This is a genomic window from Ruegeria sp. CG3, assembly GCF_056537205.1.
In genome coordinates, this window is the sequence record NZ_JBQFRC010000002.1 from 511,167 (window position 1) to 528,053 (window position 16,887).

The following is a 16,887-nucleotide window of genomic DNA, read 5'->3' on the forward strand; positions in this document are numbered from 1 at the left end:
GTCCGCAAGGAAAAGGCGGACCCCTCGCCCTATCACGGAGTGCTGACCCGCACCTGCCCGGTTTCGGTCAGAACAACCTCGGTCGCGCCGGCATCGTTTCGCACGACCGGCGGCACCAGAAGATCAATGCCGCCTTGATCCCGGCCAAAGGTCCTGCTGACCCGGCCCGCCGCGTTGAGAATCGACAGAAGTGCCGGAGATGTGGCGGCCACGAAATGCGAGGACTCCGCATCCTTGTTGAAGGCCGTGGTGTCGATGATGCTGACCGGGTACTGCGCCAGCTTCTCGGTCGAGCTGATGTTGCCCAGCCGCTCGCCTTTGGCAGTTCCGCGCAGGCGTCCGGACACGTTCAAGATTTTGTCTTTCCGCGAGACCATGATCACGAATGGCTCGGGCGGAGACTTGATCACCGCCATTTGCGACCGGAACACGTCAACGTCGAGATCGGGCGAGATCAGCAACACACCTTCCAGATTGCGCCGCGACCAGCCTGGCTCGCGCAGCTCGGCCTGGCGCATCATCTCCATGGTCAGCGCGCCTCCCATCGAGTGCGCAACGATCAGCACGCGCGGGACGCCCAGGGATTTCAGCGTAGATATGGTTTGTTGCAGCCCGTCGCGGGCAAACAGCATACTGTCCAGATCATAGGCATAGCCCGACCCGGCCCCTCGGCTGGGCCAGGAATAGACCAACGTCTTGCCGGGCAGGCCGATGTCGTGAGCCAATTGAGCCGCGCGAAAAACGGTTTCGGTCTGGGTGGCGTTGTAGCCATGAACAAATATCGTGACTTCCTTGGCGCCGTTCAGCCGTGCTTTCAGATCCTGCTCGGACGGAAATTCGCGCACACCGGCCAAAACGAACTGCCGGCTCGGGTTAGGGTCCGAATAGGAAAACTCAAGCGTCCCGGGGCGGTGGTTCGGCGGGATCGAGACGGTGGTTTCGAGGAATTGCAGGCGGTCAGCGCGACGATACCCGTATGAGCCATCGGCCTCGCGTGCGCGGGTGGTGGCCGCGAACACGGTCTGCGCCGTGCCGACGTCCAACGCCTCGGGCAAGGTGACCGAGATGGATCGGTCAACGCAGCCTCCCAAAACGGAAACGGTGACGAAAACGATCAGATAGCGCAGCACGGAACGATCCCAGACCAACAGTACGTGCTACGCATAGCGTAACCTGCCGACGCGTCCAGATAATTGCGCAGGACCAACCGGCAAAAACCGGCTGATCATGTTACAGAACGTAACGGCTCAGGTCCGTGGATTTGGTCAGCTCACCAAGGTTTTCATCGACAAAGGCCGCGTTGACCACGATTTCCGCACCGGCACGGTCCGGCGCGACAAAGGACAGATCTTCGAAAACGCGCTCCATCACGGTGTACAGGCGCCGGGCGCCGATATTCTCGACGCTCTGGTTCACCTCGGCGGCGATCCGGGCTAGCGCGGCGATCCCGTCCTCGGTAAAGCTGACGGTAACGTTTTCGGTGCCCATCAAAGCCGTATACTGGCGGGTCAGCGCGTTGTCCGTCTCGGTCAGGATGCGAACGAAATCCTCTTCGGTCAGCGCACGCAGCTCGACCCGGATCGGCAGACGCCCCTGCAGTTCCGGCAACAGGTCCGAAGGCTTGGCGATATGGAACGCGCCGCTGGCGATGAACAGAATGTGGTCGGTCTTGACCGGGCCATGCTTGGTGGACACGGTCGTGCCTTCGATCAGCGGCAGCAGGTCGCGCTGCACCCCTTCGCGGCTGACATCCCCGCCGCGGGTTTCTGCCCGGGCGCAGACCTTGTCGATCTCGTCCAGAAATACGATGCCATTCTGCCCGACCGATTCCAGCGCCGCGCGGGTGACGGCCTCGTCATCCAGCAACTTGTCGGCCTCTTCCCCGATCAGGATGTCATAGCTTTCGGCAACGGTCATGCGACGCTTGACGGTGCGCCCGCCGAAAGCTTTGCCGAAAATGTCGCCCAGGTTCATCATGCCCATCTGACCGCCCGGCTGGCCGGGAATGTCGAACATCGGCATCGGGTTGGACGTGTCGGCCAATTCAAGCTCGATCACCGTGTCGTCCAGCTCGCCGGATTTCAGCTTCTTGCGGAACATCTCGCGGGTGCTCTCGCGGGCGTCCGAGCCGGCGATGGCCTCGATCACGCGGTCCTCGGCAGCCTGATGCGCCTTGGCCTTGACCTCTTCGCGCATGTATTCACGGGTCTGGATGATAGCGGCATCGGCCAGATCGCGGATGATCTGTTCAACATCGCGGCCGACATAGCCGACTTCGGTGAATTTGGTCGCTTCGACCTTGATGAAAGGCGCGCGGGCCAGCTTGGCCAAGCGGCGGCTGATCTCGGTTTTGCCCACGCCGGTGGGGCCGATCATCAGGATATTCTTGGGATAGACCTCGTCGCGGATGTCATCCGGCAACTGCTTGCGCCGCCAGCGGTTGCGCAGGGCCACGGCGACAGCGCGCTTGGCATCCTTCTGCCCGATGATGAAACGATCCAGTTCCGAGACGATCTCGCGCGGGGTCAGGTCGGTCACAGGGCAGTCCTTTCGATGGTCGGCAGTCAGCTGCGGCTTAGGTAAGCACGGGGTCGGCAAAAACAACCGAGACCGCACATTTGGCCGCGTTGGTTAACAATGACCCGGCGCCAATGCAATTCTTTCCTGACCTCCGTGTTGGGAGATTTCGGTGTCCTCTGATAGGGTTGGCGGAATGTGCGCGGGACCCGGAGAGTGAAATGTCCAAGATTGCCAAGATTACCCTGCTGTTCGTGGTGTTCGTGGACTTGATCGGCCAAGGGCTGGTTTTTCCGATCATCAACTCGCTGATCATGGAGACGAAATCGGGCTTTCTGCCGGAAAGCACGCCAATGGGCAGCCGTCACTTCTACTACGGTCTGGTGATCGGGTGTTTCTTCCTGTCCTGGTTTCTGGGCGTCGTCTATGTCTCGAAAGTTTCGGACTCCATCGGGCGCAAGAATGCACTTCTGGTCTGCCTGGGCGGCGCGCTGGCCGGCTATGCGATCACCATTGCGGCGCTGTATCTCAACAGCCTGATCCTGTTGATCGTGGGCCGGTCGATCACCGGGTTCACGGCCGGAAACCAGCCCATTGCGCAGGCGGCCATGATCGACGGCAGCACGGATGCGGCCGATCGTGACCGGAACATGGGTTATATCGTGACAGGGGTCAGCTTTGGCCTGGTCGGCGGCCCGATCATCGGAGCGGTCCTGTCGGATGCGGCGCTGTTGGGCAGCGTTGCCACGCTCAAGACCCCATTCTACGGCGCGTTTGTCCTGGTGCTTATCGCGATCCTGCTGGTGCTGTTCTTTTTCAAGGATACCCGAACCGAACGCGAACCCTTCGTCTTTCGCCCCCGCGATGTGACCGACAGCCTGGTCGCCGTACGTGGCCACCCCATGGTTCTGAAGATCCTGCCCGTCTACGCGTTCTTCATGATCGCGAACGTCACCTTCTACGTGTTTGTGGACAATTTCCTGACCAGCGCTTTTGGTTACGGCGTGATCGGCGGCAGCATGGCCATGGTCGTCATTGGTGTGGCGCTGGCCTTCTCCAGTACGTTTCTCGTGAAACCCGCGCAGGAACGGTTCAGCAAGCACAACATCATATATGTTTCGCTGATCGTCATGGTGATCTGCGGCTTTGCCTTTGCCTTCAGCCCCAGCGGCGTGCTCAGCTACGTGCCGGTGTTCCTGTTCTATTTCTTGTTCGGCGTGGCCTACCCGACCCTTCTGGGCCTGTTCTCCTCGTCGGTCAGCGAGGCGGATCAGGGCTGGGTCATGGGCGTAACCACGGCCGTGTTCTGCCTGGCGGGTGGAATCATGTCGCTGATCGGCGGCGGGTTGATGAGCATCGATATCCGCCTGCCCTATTACATCGTGATCGCTTCGGCCATTCTGGGGCTGATCGGGATGCACCGCCGGTGGAAGGGCAAGGAGATTTCGGCCCTGCTGGCCTGACCCCTAGCCCGAAATGCTCTCAACCGTCAGGTTGCCGTTGGTGTAGACGCAGATGTCGGCGGCAATTGCCATGGCCTCGCGGGCAACCTCCTCGGCCGACTTGTCGCTGTCCATCATCGCGCGCGCGGCTGCCAGGGCAAAGTTGCCACCCGACCCGATCGCCGCCACGTCATGTTCCGGTTCGAGCACGTCCCCGGCCCCGGTGATCACGAACAGGTCACGGCCGTCGGTGACGATCAGCATCGCCTCAAGCTTCTGCAGGTACTTGTCGGTGCGCCAGTCCTTGGCCAGCTCGACCGAGGCGCGGGCCAGTTGACCGGGCGTGGCCTCCAGCTTGGCTTCCAGCCGTTCCAGCAGTGTGAAGGCGTCGGCGGTCGAGCCGGCGAACCCGGCGACGATCTCGAACCCGCCGGGCGACAGGCGCCGCACCTTGCGGGCGGTGCCCTTGATCACGGTCTGGCCCAGGCTGACCTGCCCGTCACCCGCGATGACGATCTGGCCGCCTTTCTTGACGCCGATGATCGTGGTGCCGTGCCAACCGGGAAAGTCGTTCTCCGCCATTCAAACCTCCGTATCCGTTGATGCCCTATATGGGCCGGAGGCGCGATCCGCGCAACCCGTTCTCAAACTGCCCAAAAGATATGCAATCCGTGCATCACGGGGTTGTCGGACCAGCAATTGTGAGTCGCCTGTCGCAAGACTAGATGAGGCTTACAACCGACACAGGGTCGGCTGTTTCAAAAAAGGAATGCGCAAATGGCAACCACCGCAAACATCCATGCGCCGCTCGGAGCAGCTACCATCCTGCGTGTAGTGGACGGCATCTCGCACGCTTTCGAAGCTGTCGCCGAATGGAACACCGCCCGCAAGACCCGCAAGCTGCTGTCGCAACTGAGCGATGCCCAGCTGGAAGATATCGGTCTGGTCCGCGAAGATATCGCCAAGATCTGAATTCAGACCGAATTCGACTAAAGACGAATGGCCGCTTGGGTTTCCGGGCGGCTTTTTCTTTTTGCGCAGACCATGCACAAAAAAGGCGCCCGATGAGGAGCGCCTTCTTTTGTTGAGTTCCGTTCGGTATCAGATGGATTCGTCGATCCAGCTTTGCAGGGCGGCCTTCGGGGCAGCGCCTGCGCGGTTCGAAACCACCTGACCGTCCTTGAAGATGAACAGCGCCGGAATTCCGCGTACGCCCATGGCTGCGGCCGAGTTGGGGTTGCTGTCCACGTCGACCTTGGCGATCTTGACCTTGCCGCCGTATTCGGCCGCCAGCTCTTCCAGAGCGGGGCCGATCTGCTTGCAGGGTCCGCACCACTCGGCCCAGAAATCCACCACGACGGGGACGTCCGAGTTCTTGACTTCGGCGTCAAAGGTTTCGTCGGTTACGGCTACGGTCGACATATTCTGTCTCCTGAATGACATGCGGTTGGGAGTCGAACGTAGGTGCGCCCATTGGGGAGGTCAAGATATCTGGGCCCGCACCAGCGCATCTGTCACAAGATCGTGTGGCAGCCACATCAGGCGCGCCGTCCGGGTCCACAGGATCGCGGTGCGGATCTCGCGGTCGGGATAGATCTGCGACAGCGCGGCGGAATAGGCGCCCATCTGGCGCAACAGGCCCTCGGGGCAGGTCTCGGCCCGATCGGGAACCGTGGCGTTTGATTTGAAATCAATGACTTGCACCACGTCATCCGTCACGATCAACCGGTCGATCACCCCGTGGATCCGGCGACCGTCCAGAGTGGCCGAGACCGGCACCTCAGCCAGCGCGTCCGGGGCAAAGACGGGGGTAAGGTCCGGTGCGGTCAGCACGCCCGACGCCTCGGCCAGAAGGTCGCGGCGGTCACCGTCCTGCATATCGGGCAGAAGCCGGGCGCAGAGCTGATCCCACCGGTCGCGCGGCGCCTGGGCCAAATGTTCGAGCAGCAGGTGCAGGCGGGTGCCGCGCAGCTTGGCGGCCTCTTCCTCAAGCCCGGTCTCGCCCGGCAGGGCTTTGGCCCCGCCCAGATCGGACGGGCTGAGCGTCTCAGCATCGGGCATCGGCTCGGGCGCGGGCCGGTGGAACAGGTCCGGCAGGGTGTCCTGCACCGGTTCCGGGGTCGCGCGATGGTCCAGCTGGAGACCCTCCCAATCGCCATGCGCCAGACGGTGGATACCGGTGCCGGGGATCTCGGCGGCCCCTGCCCGGCCCATCGCCTCTTCGACCAGTTGGTACCAGCTGGACCCGTCCCGACCCAGATCGCCGGCAGCCGCCACGATCAGCCATTTCTCGGCCCGGGTCAGCGCGACGTACAGCAAACGCAGCCGCTCGTTTTCCTCGCGTTGGCGCGCGTCTTCGCGGGCGCGGGCGATGAGGCCGGGCGACAAGACGGCGGGCACCTTCCACAGCGGCGTTCCGTCGGCGACCATGATCTCGGCATCGCGGGGCGGCTGCCGCTTGCCTGTGTCCGGCAGGATCACGATCGGCGCCTCCAGCCCTTTCGAGCCATGCACCGTCATCACCCGGATCATGTTGCCCACGCCGGTCATCTGGCGCTTGATCTCAAGGTCGTCGGTCTGCATCCAGACCAGGAAACCGGTCAGGCTGGGAATGTCCGACCGCTCATAGGCCAACGCCTGCGACAGCAGCGCGTTGATGCCGTCCTCGGCCTCGGCGCCCAGACGACCCAACAGCTTGCGGCGGCCGTCATGGCGGGTCAGCACCCGTTCGATCAGGTCGTAGGGGCGCAGAAAGTCCACCTGCCCGCGCAGATCGTTCAACACGGCCAGCGTTTCGGGAAAATCCCCGGCTCGTTGGCGCAGCGCCGCCCACAGGTACTTTTCCTGCCGGCGATGAGCGAGGTCGAACAGCATCTGCTCGGACCAACCGAACAGCGGCGATTTCAGCACCGTGGCCAGCGACAGGTCATCCTCGGGCGTGGCGAGAAAGCTCAGCAGCGCGGCCAGATCCTTGACCGCCAGTTCCGCGCCCACCTTCAGCCTGTCGGCCCCTGCGATCGGCAAACCTTGGGCCTTGCAGGCGCGGATGATCTCGGCGAACAGGTCCGAGCGGCGCTGTACCAGGATCAGGAAATCCCCCGGCCGCACCTTGCGGCGCACGAATGTGCCGCGCGTAGGGCCGTCTTCAGGGATGGTTTCGCCGGCGTCGATCATGGCCTTGATGCGCGCGGCGATTTGGTTGGCCAGGATCACCGTGTGGTGCTGCGCCGCGGGCCGATCGACCGGGTCGGTCCAGTCGCCCTCGTCCGCGTCCTCGACCTTTTCCACTACAGGCCACAGATCGACCCGGCCCGGCAGATCGGCCTTGAAGGCGCGGTGCTGAGATTCTTTCTGAAACCCCGCCTCGGCGCGGTTTTCGAACAGGATATCGACCAGCGACAGGATGGCGCTGGAGGAACGGAACGAGTATTCCAGCGTCCAATCCCACAGTTTAGAGCCTGATTCCTGCAGTTTCCGCCCGAACTCGGCCTGCATACGGTCAAAGGCCTGCGGGTCGGCCCCCTGGAAGGAATAGATCGACTGTTTCTTGTCGCCGACCACGAAGATCGTCCGCTCGACCTCGGACCGTGCGCCCTCGCCGCTGGTGAATTCCTGCGCCAGTTTCTCGACCACATCCCATTGATCGGGGCTGGTGTCCTGCGCCTCGTCCACCAGGATGTGGTCGATGCCGCCATCCAGCCGGTACAGCACCCAAGCGGCCACCGCCGGATCGTTCAGCAGCAGGCGCGCGCGCAGGATCAGGTCGTCGAAATCCAACCAGCCGCGCAGTTGTTTGCGGCGCTCGTATTCCGGCAGGAATGCCGCCGCGAAGCGGTGCAGCACCATGGATTTGCGGGCTGCTGCCAGCGCCAGGCGCCCTTCCCGCGCGGCCTCGACCCGGCGCATCAGCGACTCAAGCGAATCCATCTGCCCCGCCAGAACCCCTTCGCGCAGCGCCTTGGTGGGAAAGTTGCCGATCTTGGCGGTAAAGGGCTCTTTGGCGGATTTTCCGGTCAGAAACACGTCCTCCAGCACCGGCAACTGACCCAAGGCGGGTTCGGTGAAGCCCGACAGTTTCTCGGCCGCCTTGGCGTCGGTCTTGCCGCCGCCCGCCAGCGCCGGAAGGATCGACCGGATCAGCTCGACCTCGCCGCCCAGAAACACCTGCGCCAACAGCGCGTCCTCGTCGAACCCCTCGGGCAGGCCAAAACGGGCCAGCAGGTCGGGCCATTGCAGCGCGGGCGTGAACAGGGTGCGCTTCTGGGCGATCGCGGCGGTTAGCTTGTCAAAGCCGGTATCGGTGATGTGGCGGGCCACGTCCTCGATCAGGCGCGCCTGCGGGCCTTCGGCGAAATCCTCGACGATTTCCTCGCGCAGCAGGGCCGCGGCGCGGTCTTCCATCTCGGAAAACTGCGGGCTGACCCCGGCCTCGAGCGGGAACCGCCGCAGCAGCGAGGCGCAGAACGAGTGGATCGTCTGGATCTTCAGCCCGCCCGGCGTTTCGATGGCGCGCGCGAACAGGGTGCGGGCACGGGCCAGGCGGTCGGGGTCGATCACCCCTTCGACGCCCAGTTCGGTCAGTTGCCGCAGCAATGCCGCGTCGTCCAGCATCGCCCACTCGCCCAGCCGTTTGAACAGGCGGTTCTGCATCTCGCTGGCGGCGGCCTTGGTGTAGGTCAGGCACAGGATGTGCTGCGGCTGAACCCCGTCCAGCAGCAGCCGCGCCACGCGGTCGGTCAGAACCCGGGTCTTGCCCGAGCCCGCATTGGCGGCCAGCCAGGTCGACGCATCGGGCCGCGCTGCCTGAACCTGCCGTTCGGTCGCTTCGTCGCGCGGGGTCATGTCAGATCCTCGGGCCTGGTTTCGGCGGTGCGGTCCCATTCGCCGAACCGCGCCAGGTGGTCATAATCGCCCACGTCGCTGTCCTTGTGCATCATCCGGCGCGAGGAGAACCCCTGATAAGGCTCTAAATAGGTTGAAATCAGCTCTGTCAGCTCGGCCAGAACCTTGTCGGGCGGCTCTTTGTCCAAGGGTGCCGAGACCTCTTTGTAGGTGCCGCCCATACCGATGAAAACGGCGCTGGCCACGGCCATTGGGTCAAATCCGTCGATCCCGCCCTGCTCGGCCATCGCGGCCTCGATCAGCAGCTGTTTGTCGAACTTGGCCTGCTGCGATTCCGAGGGCGGCGTTCCGGTCTTGTAGTCGATGATGGTCAGGGCGCCGCGGCTGTTGCGGTCGATCCGGTCGGCGCGGCCATTCAGGGTGAACCCAAGCGGTTCCAGCGTCAGGCGCATCTTGGTCTCGAACGCGATCGGGCCGCCGTCGCTGCGGCGGCTGACCTCGGCGCGCAGAAAGTCGTCGGCGATCCGCTCGAGCCGCGCCAGCCAAAGTTTCCGGGCGGTGGGCCAGGCGACATGCTCATCCAGCAACGCCTCGGCCCGTTTCAGGAAATTGTCGCGGGTCAGCAGCGCGCCGTCCAGCACGCTGTCCTTGACGAAATGTTCCAGGATCTCGTGGATCACGATGCCGCGCAGCAGGGCGTCGGGCGCCTGTACCAGCGCGTCCAGCGGTTTCAGGCGCAGAACGTGCTTGGCATAGATCGCATAGGGGTCGCGGATCAGCCGCTTGATCTCGGTCACCGACAGGCGGCGCGGGCGCGCGGCCACCGGCGGGCGCGGCGAGGGGCGCGGTGCGGCGGCGATCCGGGGCGCCTGTTCCAGCATCTCGGACCAGCGCAGCCATGTCTTGCCCCGGTCGCGCATCTGTTCCAGCGCCGCGCGGCCGCCCTGATCCGGCAGGCCCTGCAACAGGTTGGTCAATCGGTTCAGCCAGCGTGACGGAACGGTTTCGGCATCATCCGAACGGACCGCGCGGGTCAGCCAGACCTCGGGCGTGCCGATGGCCTGCTGGAAATCATGGGCCGACAGGCCGATGCGTCGTTCCGGCAGCAGCAGGCCGGCACGGTCGCGCATCTGGCGGTTCAGCCAGGGGTCTGGCGCGGGAGCCTCGGGCCAGCTGCCTTCGTTCAACCCGCCCAGGATCAGCAGGTCGGCACCCTGCACGCGCGCTTCGAGCGTGCCCCAGATCATGATCCGCGGGTGGGGGGCATCGCGGTCGCGGACCTCTTGCCCGGCCAGCAGCGCACCCAGCAGATCGGCGAAATCCAGCGCCGTCACCTTGCCGCCATGCTCGGCCTCGTCCGCCAGGCCCGAGATTACCGCCAGCGCCGCTTGGCCTGCGTTCTTGTCCCACAACTCGCCCGCGTCGTCGGTTCCGGCACCGGCAATCGCCTCGGCCAGATCGCGCAGACGCTGCACCCAGTCGGTCAGGGGCAGGGTGCCGCTGATCTGCTGGTCGCAGAAATTGCGGATCAGCCACCGAACCCACGCATCGGGCACGTCTTTTTCCACGGCAAAGCCGGTCAGGCTGGCGCTGTCGGGGAAGGGCGGGCCGTTGCGGCGCAGGTGCAGTTCCAGATCGCGGCTGTGCAACAGATGCGCGCCGCGGTCGCCGGCGCTGTGACACAAAGGGTGTTTCAGCAGGGTCAGCAGTGCCTCGGCATCCAGACGGCGCGCGAACAGCCCGGCCACATGGCGCAGGAACCGGCCCGGTGGCGACAGTTGCAGCGGCAGGCCGGCGCTGTCATCGGGCAGGATGTTCCAGCGATCCAGCGCAGCGCTGACCTGGCGGGTCAGCATCCGGTCGGGGGTGATCAGGGCGGCGGTCTGGCCGGTCTCGGCCGCCTGCCGCAGGCGCAGGGCGATGGCCAGCGCCTCGGCCCGCGGCGATTGCGCCTCGACCAAGGTGATGTTGCGAGTCGCGGCATCCAGATCGCGCAGCTGCGGGCCTTCGCTCATCCAGGCATCGGTGATCGGGGCCGGGCGCAATGCCAATGAAACCAGACGGTTGCGCGCGGGCGAGGGGGGCTGGTCCGGGGTCCAGGCTGCAATCTGGGCCGGCCCGATCCCCAGTTCGGTCATCAGCTTGCGGAACCGGTATTGCGGGTGGTCCTCCGAGGTCATTGCCGAATCCAGCCGCTCCCAGACATGGGCGGGCTGGTCGAAATCGTACCCCGGCAGGATCAGCGCCCCCTGCGGTAGCCGCGCCACCGCCTGCATCAGCATCAGCGTGGTCCCGCGCGAGCCGGTGGACCCGGCCAGGATCACCGGGTGTTGCGGCGGCGCGTCCTGCCAGCGGGCGATCAGGTTCTCGACCACGCGGCGTTGGCGGGCCTGCACGTCCAGGCTGCCATCCTCGGTCTTCAGGAACTGGTCGGCGATGCCGATGAAGGCCTGCGCCCGTGCCCAATGGCCCGACAGGTCGGTCACGTCCAGCTGCCGGATTGCCTCGGGCGGGACGCCTTCGCCCTGCATCTCTTCGATCAGGGCGGCGAGGCTGTCGGACAGGTCGAACAGCGAGGACCGTGCGGCCAGGTCCGGTTGCTGGTCCAGAAGTCGCGCCACCAGTTGCGTCAGTTCCAGCCGGCGACGCAAGGGCGGCACGGCGGGCGGTACCTGATCCAGATCGACGCTTTCGCCCAGATCGGTCACCAGCGAAATGCGGGGCAACAGGCAGGGCGGACCCTGATCGAACAGCTCGCGCACGCGGCGGGCCATGCGGCGGGTGTTCAGCACCAGTTGCACGCGGGCCAGTGCCTCGGGCGGGTGGCCGTCGCAGCGCGCCCGCAGCCCACGCACCAGTGCCTGCGGAAAATCCGCACCGGGCGGCACCGCAAAGACCCGGGGGGTGGCGCTGGGGTTAAACATCGGCCAGCATCTCCTCGGCCAGGGCGATGCCTTCGGGCCGGCCCACATCGCACCAGCGCCCGGGATACTGCAGACCGTACAGCCGGCCATCGCGGTGCATCCGGTCCCACAAGATATTGAGCGAGAACGCTTTTTCCGGAATGTCCGCCAGACCGTCGGTCTTCAGGATCTGAATGCCGCCATAGACGTGACCCGGCCCGCGTTCAAGCCGGCCTTGGGGGTCGATCCTGAAATCTCCGAGGCCTGCATGTCCGATCGTCTGTGCGATCGGCACGCAGATCAACAGAGCGTCCATCCGCGCCGGATCCCAAGCCGCCTTCAGCAACTCCAAAGGGTTGGGCCCGGACCAGATCGCATCGGTGTTCATCGTAAAAACCGGCCCCGGACCCAGCAGCGGCAGGGCCGCGCGCAATCCGCCGCCGGTTTCCAGGATGTCCGGCTGTTCGTGTGAAAGCAGGACACCACGTGGCGCCAAATGATCTGTCAGCTGATCAGCCAGGTAATGCAGGTTCGCGACCACCCGGCGCGGCCTTAGCGCATCCGTCAGGTCCAGCGCATGGTCGATCAGCGGCCGTCCGGCCACCGGGATCAGCGGCTTGGGTCGGGTGCGGGTCAACGCGCCCATGCGGGTGCCGAAACCGGCGGCAAACAGCATGATGGCCTCGGGTGTATCGGTCATCCGGCCCTCAGCCTTGCAAGGTTTTCGGGCGTTGGGGATGGCAGCGCCTGCCGAACCAGATCCGCGACCGAGACCAGCGCCGGATGCTCGAGATCGCGCATCAGATGAGCCCAGGCCGACGGGATAAGATCCACGTAATGCGGTTTGCCATAGTCGGTGGCAAGGCGGGCAAATCCACCCAGTATCCGCAGGTTGCGTTGGGCGCCGAGGACACTGTACGCCGTGCGGAAATCGTGGTCATCCACACCTGTTGCCGTGATGTAGCGGTTGACCATGCTCATCTCGATTGCGGCCGGGACAGTGCGGCGGACATCCTGCAGCAACGACATCAGGTCATAGGCGGGATGGCACAGCATTGCGCTTTGAAAATCCAGCAGGCCGACCCGGCGAACCCCGTCGCGCTCAGGCAGCCAGATCAGGTTCTCGGCATGGTAGTCCCTTAGGGTCACCACCCGCGTGCCCGAGGTTTCCTGCAGCAATATGTCGGCGAACCGATGCTGAAAACGATCGTGGGCGTCTACGTCATAGGCGCCTTGTATCCCTTGGGTATATTTGGTGAAGGCAAGGGCCGACAATTCCGCCATGAGGGACGGGTCATAGCTGTCCAACGAGGGCAGGGGCCCAGAGTGCAGATGGACCAGCACGTCGGTTGCGGCCTCGTACAATTCACGCTCGACCTCCGGTTGTCTCTCGATCAGGCGGGCAAGCAGATCGTCGCCGAAATCCTCCAGCAGGAGGAACCCGTTCTCGGCGTCCTCGGTCAGAATCTCGGGCGCGCTCAGACCGACGGACCGCAGGTATTCTGCCACCCTGACAAACGGTTCCACGTCTTCCCCCTTGTCCGGGGGCGCGTCCATCAAAACGGCGGTCCGCCCGGTATCCGGGTCGGTCAGGCGTTCATACCGGCGGTTCGAGGCGTCTCCGGCCAGCGGCGCGCGAGAGGCTTTGGCCCAAGGGGTCTGTGCGATCAGCGCCTCGGCCAGAACTGCGCGGTTGGTCATGCGATCCTCTTCAGTTTTTCGGTCCACTTGGGGTCGGACCACGTCAGGGTCAGGTGTCTGGTTTCTTCGGCAGCGGGGTCGGCATAAAACTGCACCAACAGGGCCGAGGCCGGTTGTAGCGGACCCAGCTTGTCAGGCCATTCCACAAGGCAGATCGCCGTATCAAAGGCCCCGGTCAGGCCCAATTCCTCGATCTCATCCACCGAGGTAAGCCGGTACAGATCGGAGTGCCAGATTTCGCCGGCTTCACCATCGTAAACCTGAACCAGCGTGAATGTGGGCGATGGCACATCTTCGGGCACAGGCAGGGCCGATTGGATCAGACTGCGTGCAAAATGGGTTTTGCCACTGCCGATTGGGCCGTCCAGCAAAATAACGTCGCCGGGCGCCAAATGGGCGGACAGGCGGCTGGCCAGATCGGCGGTTTCTTCCGGTGATGTCAGAGTGATCGAAGCGGGCGAATTCATGGCGCCACAATGAACGGGGGCCGAACCCTCTGCAACCCGGTTCAGGCGGTGATCTGCAACATATCCGGCGTTTCTCCAAGCGCGTGTTCGACCGTGAACCGGACGATGGTTGCGCCGTTCTGGATCGGGCTGACCGTACACAAGAGCCGGGTGCCGTCGCGCTTGTACAGATCCGAGCTCCACTCGGCCCGGTTGTTGCGCATTTCGACAAAGTCCCGAATGTCACCCAGAATTGGATTGGCCTGGCATTGCGACTGCCACTGGCGCGTGACGTCCAGAACCGTGGCTGGTTCAAAGCCGACCTCGTCCGAGTCTCCCCACAGCAGCTGGTAGGCGTAGTTGGTGAAAGCCAGTGTCCCGTCATCGGCAAAAACGGCGACCGCGTCCGCAAGCTTGTCGAGGATTGACTGCATAAGGTCCATCTCGGACCGGAACCGGCGGGTCAGGGTGATCTCGGCCGTAATGTCCTCAAACAGGAAGGCGACGGCGCCGTCGGGATGGGGGCGACCGCTGACCGAATAGACTGAGCCCGACGGCAGTGACCAGGTTTCCTGATAATTTCCGTCCTCGGCCGCTTCCAGAAGATCGTTCATCTGCCGGCGCCAACTGCGGTAGTTCTTGGGTTCGGGCATCATGTGCTGATCCCGAAGGCGGTCAAAGAAGCTTGAGATATTCGGCCGGCAACTCAGGAAGTCGGGCGGCAATGCGGTCAGGTCGATCAAGGCGGGGTTGAACAGCGCCAACTGGCGGTTTCGATCAAAGATTGCCAGGCCGATCGACAGCTGCGCAAAGGTTTTCGTCATCGTCTGGACGAATTTGCGCTGGGCGGTCTCGGCCTCGACAATGGCGTTTACGTCGACCGCGTAATGCAGGTGACCTTCGTCCAGCGCCACACGCGTCAGATCAAACCACAGCTTGCTGCTGCTGTCCTTCACCGGAATTGACACGCGGGTCTTCTTGCCGGGCCGCGCGTCTTCAGTCAGTTCAGGGAACATGGGTTGGGTCAGATCCGTGTCCTGCCCGCGCGCCTTGCGGGCCAGCGCGACATAGGCGGCGTTGCACCATCTAACCTTGTTGGCATGATCCAGAAGCCACACGGGGTAGGGCGCGCGATCCATGGCGAGGCGGATCGGATCGTTCGGATCCCTCCTTGTCGGTTCGGTGATGCCGGTCAGATCACGCAACTGCACCCGGACGATGCCGTCGATCCATTCACACCGAACCTCGCGCTCGACCGTACAATCTATGGCCGAAACCACGATATTGCCTTGCTGGCTGACGGTTTCGTAAGTCTCGGGGAAGGCCGGAAAGTCGCGCTGGAGCAGGCGCCTGAGATCATCCCAGTCATTCACCGCCTCGAACCCGGACAGGGCGATGTCGGAGTGGCTGATCAGGCGGCTTCCGTTGAACAAAAACACCGCATCCAACAACGAAGCCGGCGCAGACAAACCAAAATTGTCACCACGCCGCGGACGGCGCGGCATGAGCCACTGCAGGGCAAAGCCCGACGAAACCAGGCTGATCGCCGCAAGTATGATCCAGTCGGCCACAGTGCCGCCTACCCCAAAAACAAACCGGACCCGACTTTGCGCTGAAATAGTTAACGGTGTCTTAACTCAGACCTGAAACCGTTCGTTCACGCCCGACGGAACCGGGTTGTCGCCGGTCTGCGCATCGATCAGCTTGCGCGGCCATGTCACCAGCACGATTGCGCCGCGTCGCTCGGCCTGGTCCGTCACCGCCTGGTAAGGGTCTGACCCATTTGCAAATTTCAGTTCGGCGCCGCTGCGCTCCAAGAGCGTTTTTGCGATGAATAGGCCCAACCCCATACCCTCGTATTCGGGGCGTGTGCGCAGATCGCTTTCGGCGCGTCTGCGGCGCATGAACGGGTCACCGATACGGCCGATGATGTGTGACGGATAACCGCGCCCGTCATCCATGATGCTGACGGTGATCCGGTCCGGCGTCCATTCGGCCTCGACCCAGACTTGTGCGCGGGCAAAGTCCACGGCGTTCTGGATCAGGTTTCGCAGGCCATGAATGATCTCGGGCTTGCGCAGGATTGAGGGCTGCTGGACATCCCCGTCAGGCCCGGGGCCTTCGTCAAAATGCACCTGTTTGCCCCTGTGTATATGGGGCTCGGCCGCCTCGTGGATCACGGCGGACAAAGGTGCCTGGCGCAGGTGCAGGTCATCTTTGCCGGCCCGACCCATGTCGCGCAGGATGTCGCGGCAGCGGTCGGCCTGCTCGCGGATCAGGGCGGCGTCTTCTTTCAGGTCCGGGCGGTCGTCCAACTCTTCGATCAGTTCCGAGCTGGTCAGCTTGATGGTGGCCAGTGGCGTCCCCAACTCGTGCGCGGCGGCGGCGACAACGCCGCCGAGGTCGGTCAGCTTCTGCTCGCGCGCCAGGGCCATATGGGTGGCGGCCAGCGCCTCGGACATCGACTGAACCTCGGCGCTGATGCGGTGCGAGTAGGCGCCGATGAATACGATCGCGATCACGATCGCGGCCCAGTTGCCGAACAGCAGGATATCGGGGATGTCCAGAACAAGGCCAAGATCGGTGCGCAGCGGCAGGTGAAACTGGGCCAGAAGCGTCGCCAGCACGATTGCGGCGCCCCCGATGATCAGGGTCGACCGGGTGCTCATGACGTTGGCCGCGATCGTCACGGGGCCCAGCAACAGCAGGGCAAACGGGTTGTTCAGACCGCCTGTGAGATACAGCAGGAAAGCCAGCTGCAGCAGGTCGAACATCACCATGAGGAAGTTTTCGAATTCCGACAGGCGCTTGTTCTGCGGGAACAGCAGGATGGCGGTCAGGTTGCCCATGACCGAAACACCGATGGCAAGGTAGCACAGCCCAAGCTCCAGCTGGACGTGATAGGTCTGCTGGGCCACGGTGATGGCCGTGATCTGGCCGATGATTGCCACCCACCGCAGCAGGATCAGCGTGCGCAGCCGGATCCAGCTGCTGCGTTCCTGTCCGCGCCAGAGGCTGGTGTTGGAATCCGTCATC

Annotated in this window: 13 protein-coding genes; 2 read left to right on the forward strand and 11 right to left on the reverse strand. The window is 63.9% G+C overall.

Translation table 11 applies throughout. From position 1 onward, the window contains the following. Positions 1 to 32: 32 nt before the first annotated feature. Together ACR0NB_RS13100 and hslU are read right to left on the reverse strand one after the other, a co-directional pair. The gene (locus ACR0NB_RS13100; protein WP_480775901.1) at positions 33 to 1,130 is read right to left on the reverse strand and encodes an alpha/beta hydrolase; all 1,098 of its coding nucleotides are present in this window, start codon (positions 1,128 to 1,130) and stop codon (positions 33 to 35) included. Positions 1,131 to 1,230: 100 nt separating this feature from the next. After that, a complete protein-coding gene (gene hslU, locus ACR0NB_RS13105; protein WP_480775902.1) occupies positions 1,231 to 2,538 on the reverse strand; it encodes an ATP-dependent protease ATPase subunit HslU in 1,308 nt (435 codons plus the stop codon). Positions 2,539 to 2,738: 200 nt separating this feature from the next. Here hslU and ACR0NB_RS13110 point away from each other — a divergent pair, with 200 nt between their 5' ends. Next, the gene (locus tag ACR0NB_RS13110) at positions 2,739 to 3,980 is read left to right on the forward strand and encodes an MFS transporter (RefSeq protein ID WP_170361080.1); all 1,242 of its coding nucleotides are present in this window, start codon (positions 2,739 to 2,741) and stop codon (positions 3,978 to 3,980) included. A gap of 3 nt (positions 3,981 to 3,983) precedes the next feature. On the opposite strand, the gene hslV is transcribed toward ACR0NB_RS13110, so the two are convergent. Next, complete coding sequence (gene hslV / locus ACR0NB_RS13115; RefSeq protein ID WP_093963878.1) at positions 3,984 to 4,541, reverse strand: ATP-dependent protease subunit HslV; 558 nt, start codon at positions 4,539 to 4,541, stop codon at positions 3,984 to 3,986. A 195-nt stretch (positions 4,542 to 4,736) separates the two neighbouring features. On the opposite strand from hslV, the gene ACR0NB_RS13120 reads away from it, so the two are divergent. Next, positions 4,737 to 4,931 (forward strand): DUF1127 domain-containing protein, encoded by a 195-nt coding sequence (locus tag ACR0NB_RS13120; RefSeq protein ID WP_093963877.1) that lies wholly within the window; start codon positions 4,737 to 4,739, stop codon positions 4,929 to 4,931. Between the two features lie 129 nt (positions 4,932 to 5,060). Here ACR0NB_RS13120 and trxA read toward each other — a convergent pair whose 3' ends face one another. The 8 genes from trxA to regB form a co-directional block, all read right to left on the reverse strand. Further along, positions 5,061 to 5,381 (reverse strand): thioredoxin, encoded by a 321-nt coding sequence (gene trxA / locus ACR0NB_RS13125; protein ID WP_093963876.1) that lies wholly within the window; start codon positions 5,379 to 5,381, stop codon positions 5,061 to 5,063. Between the two features lie 60 nt (positions 5,382 to 5,441). Then, positions 5,442 to 8,801: a double-strand break repair helicase AddA gene (addA, locus tag ACR0NB_RS13130; RefSeq protein WP_480775903.1), complete on the reverse strand. Its 3,360-nt coding sequence runs from the start codon at positions 8,799 to 8,801 to the stop codon at positions 5,442 to 5,444. After that, the gene (gene addB / locus ACR0NB_RS13135; RefSeq protein ID WP_480775904.1) at positions 8,798 to 11,725 is read right to left on the reverse strand and encodes a double-strand break repair protein AddB; all 2,928 of its coding nucleotides are present in this window, start codon (positions 11,723 to 11,725) and stop codon (positions 8,798 to 8,800) included. The genes addA and addB overlap by 4 nt, the downstream gene beginning before the upstream one ends. After that, complete coding sequence (locus tag ACR0NB_RS13140) at positions 11,718 to 12,404, reverse strand: nucleotidyltransferase family protein (RefSeq protein ID WP_170391400.1); 687 nt, start codon at positions 12,402 to 12,404, stop codon at positions 11,718 to 11,720. The genes addB and ACR0NB_RS13140 overlap by 8 nt, the downstream gene beginning before the upstream one ends. Further along, entirely contained in the window at positions 12,401 to 13,405 is a 1,005-nt protein-coding gene (locus ACR0NB_RS13145) for an aminoglycoside phosphotransferase family protein (RefSeq protein ID WP_480775905.1), read from the reverse strand. Before ACR0NB_RS13145 ends, ACR0NB_RS13140 begins: the two co-directional genes overlap by 4 nt. After that, positions 13,402 to 13,872, reverse strand: a complete 471-nt coding sequence (tsaE, locus tag ACR0NB_RS13150; protein ID WP_170456966.1) for a tRNA (adenosine(37)-N6)-threonylcarbamoyltransferase complex ATPase subunit type 1 TsaE — start codon at positions 13,870 to 13,872, stop codon at positions 13,402 to 13,404. The genes ACR0NB_RS13145 and tsaE overlap by 4 nt, the downstream gene beginning before the upstream one ends. 41 nt (positions 13,873 to 13,913) lie before the next feature. Then, complete coding sequence (locus ACR0NB_RS13155; RefSeq protein ID WP_480775906.1) at positions 13,914 to 15,422, reverse strand: PAS-domain containing protein; 1,509 nt, start codon at positions 15,420 to 15,422, stop codon at positions 13,914 to 13,916. A 66-nt stretch (positions 15,423 to 15,488) separates the two neighbouring features. Next, positions 15,489 to 16,886 carry a sensor histidine kinase RegB gene (gene regB / locus ACR0NB_RS13160; protein ID WP_093963869.1) on the reverse strand — a complete coding sequence of 466 codons (1,398 nt, stop codon included), beginning with the start codon at positions 16,884 to 16,886 and terminating at the stop codon, positions 15,489 to 15,491. Position 16,887: the final 1 nt, after the last annotated feature.

Excerpts from the sequence above, each read along its gene's own strand:
- addA (WP_480775903.1), bottom strand. The coding sequence starts at position 8,801 with ATGACCCCGCGCGACGAAGCGACCGAACGGCAGGTTCAGGCAGCGCGG.
- regB (WP_093963869.1), bottom strand. The coding sequence starts at position 16,886 with ATGACGGATTCCAACACCAGCCTCTGGCGCGGACAGGAACGCAGCAGC.
- addB (WP_480775904.1), bottom strand. The coding sequence starts at position 11,725 with ATGTTTAACCCCAGCGCCACCCCCCGGGTCTTTGCGGTGCCGCCCGGT.
- ACR0NB_RS13110 (WP_170361080.1), top strand. The coding sequence starts at position 2,739 with ATGTCCAAGATTGCCAAGATTACCCTGCTGTTCGTGGTGTTCGTGGAC.
- ACR0NB_RS13140 (WP_170391400.1), bottom strand. The coding sequence starts at position 12,404 with ATGACCGATACACCCGAGGCCATCATGCTGTTTGCCGCCGGTTTCGGC.
- ACR0NB_RS13120 (WP_093963877.1), top strand. The coding sequence starts at position 4,737 with ATGGCAACCACCGCAAACATCCATGCGCCGCTCGGAGCAGCTACCATC.
- trxA (WP_093963876.1), bottom strand. The coding sequence starts at position 5,381 with ATGTCGACCGTAGCCGTAACCGACGAAACCTTTGACGCCGAAGTCAAG.
- ACR0NB_RS13145 (WP_480775905.1), bottom strand. The coding sequence starts at position 13,405 with ATGACCAACCGCGCAGTTCTGGCCGAGGCGCTGATCGCACAGACCCCT.
- hslV (WP_093963878.1), bottom strand. The coding sequence starts at position 4,541 with ATGGCGGAGAACGACTTTCCCGGTTGGCACGGCACCACGATCATCGGC.
- tsaE (WP_170456966.1), bottom strand. The coding sequence starts at position 13,872 with ATGAATTCGCCCGCTTCGATCACTCTGACATCACCGGAAGAAACCGCC.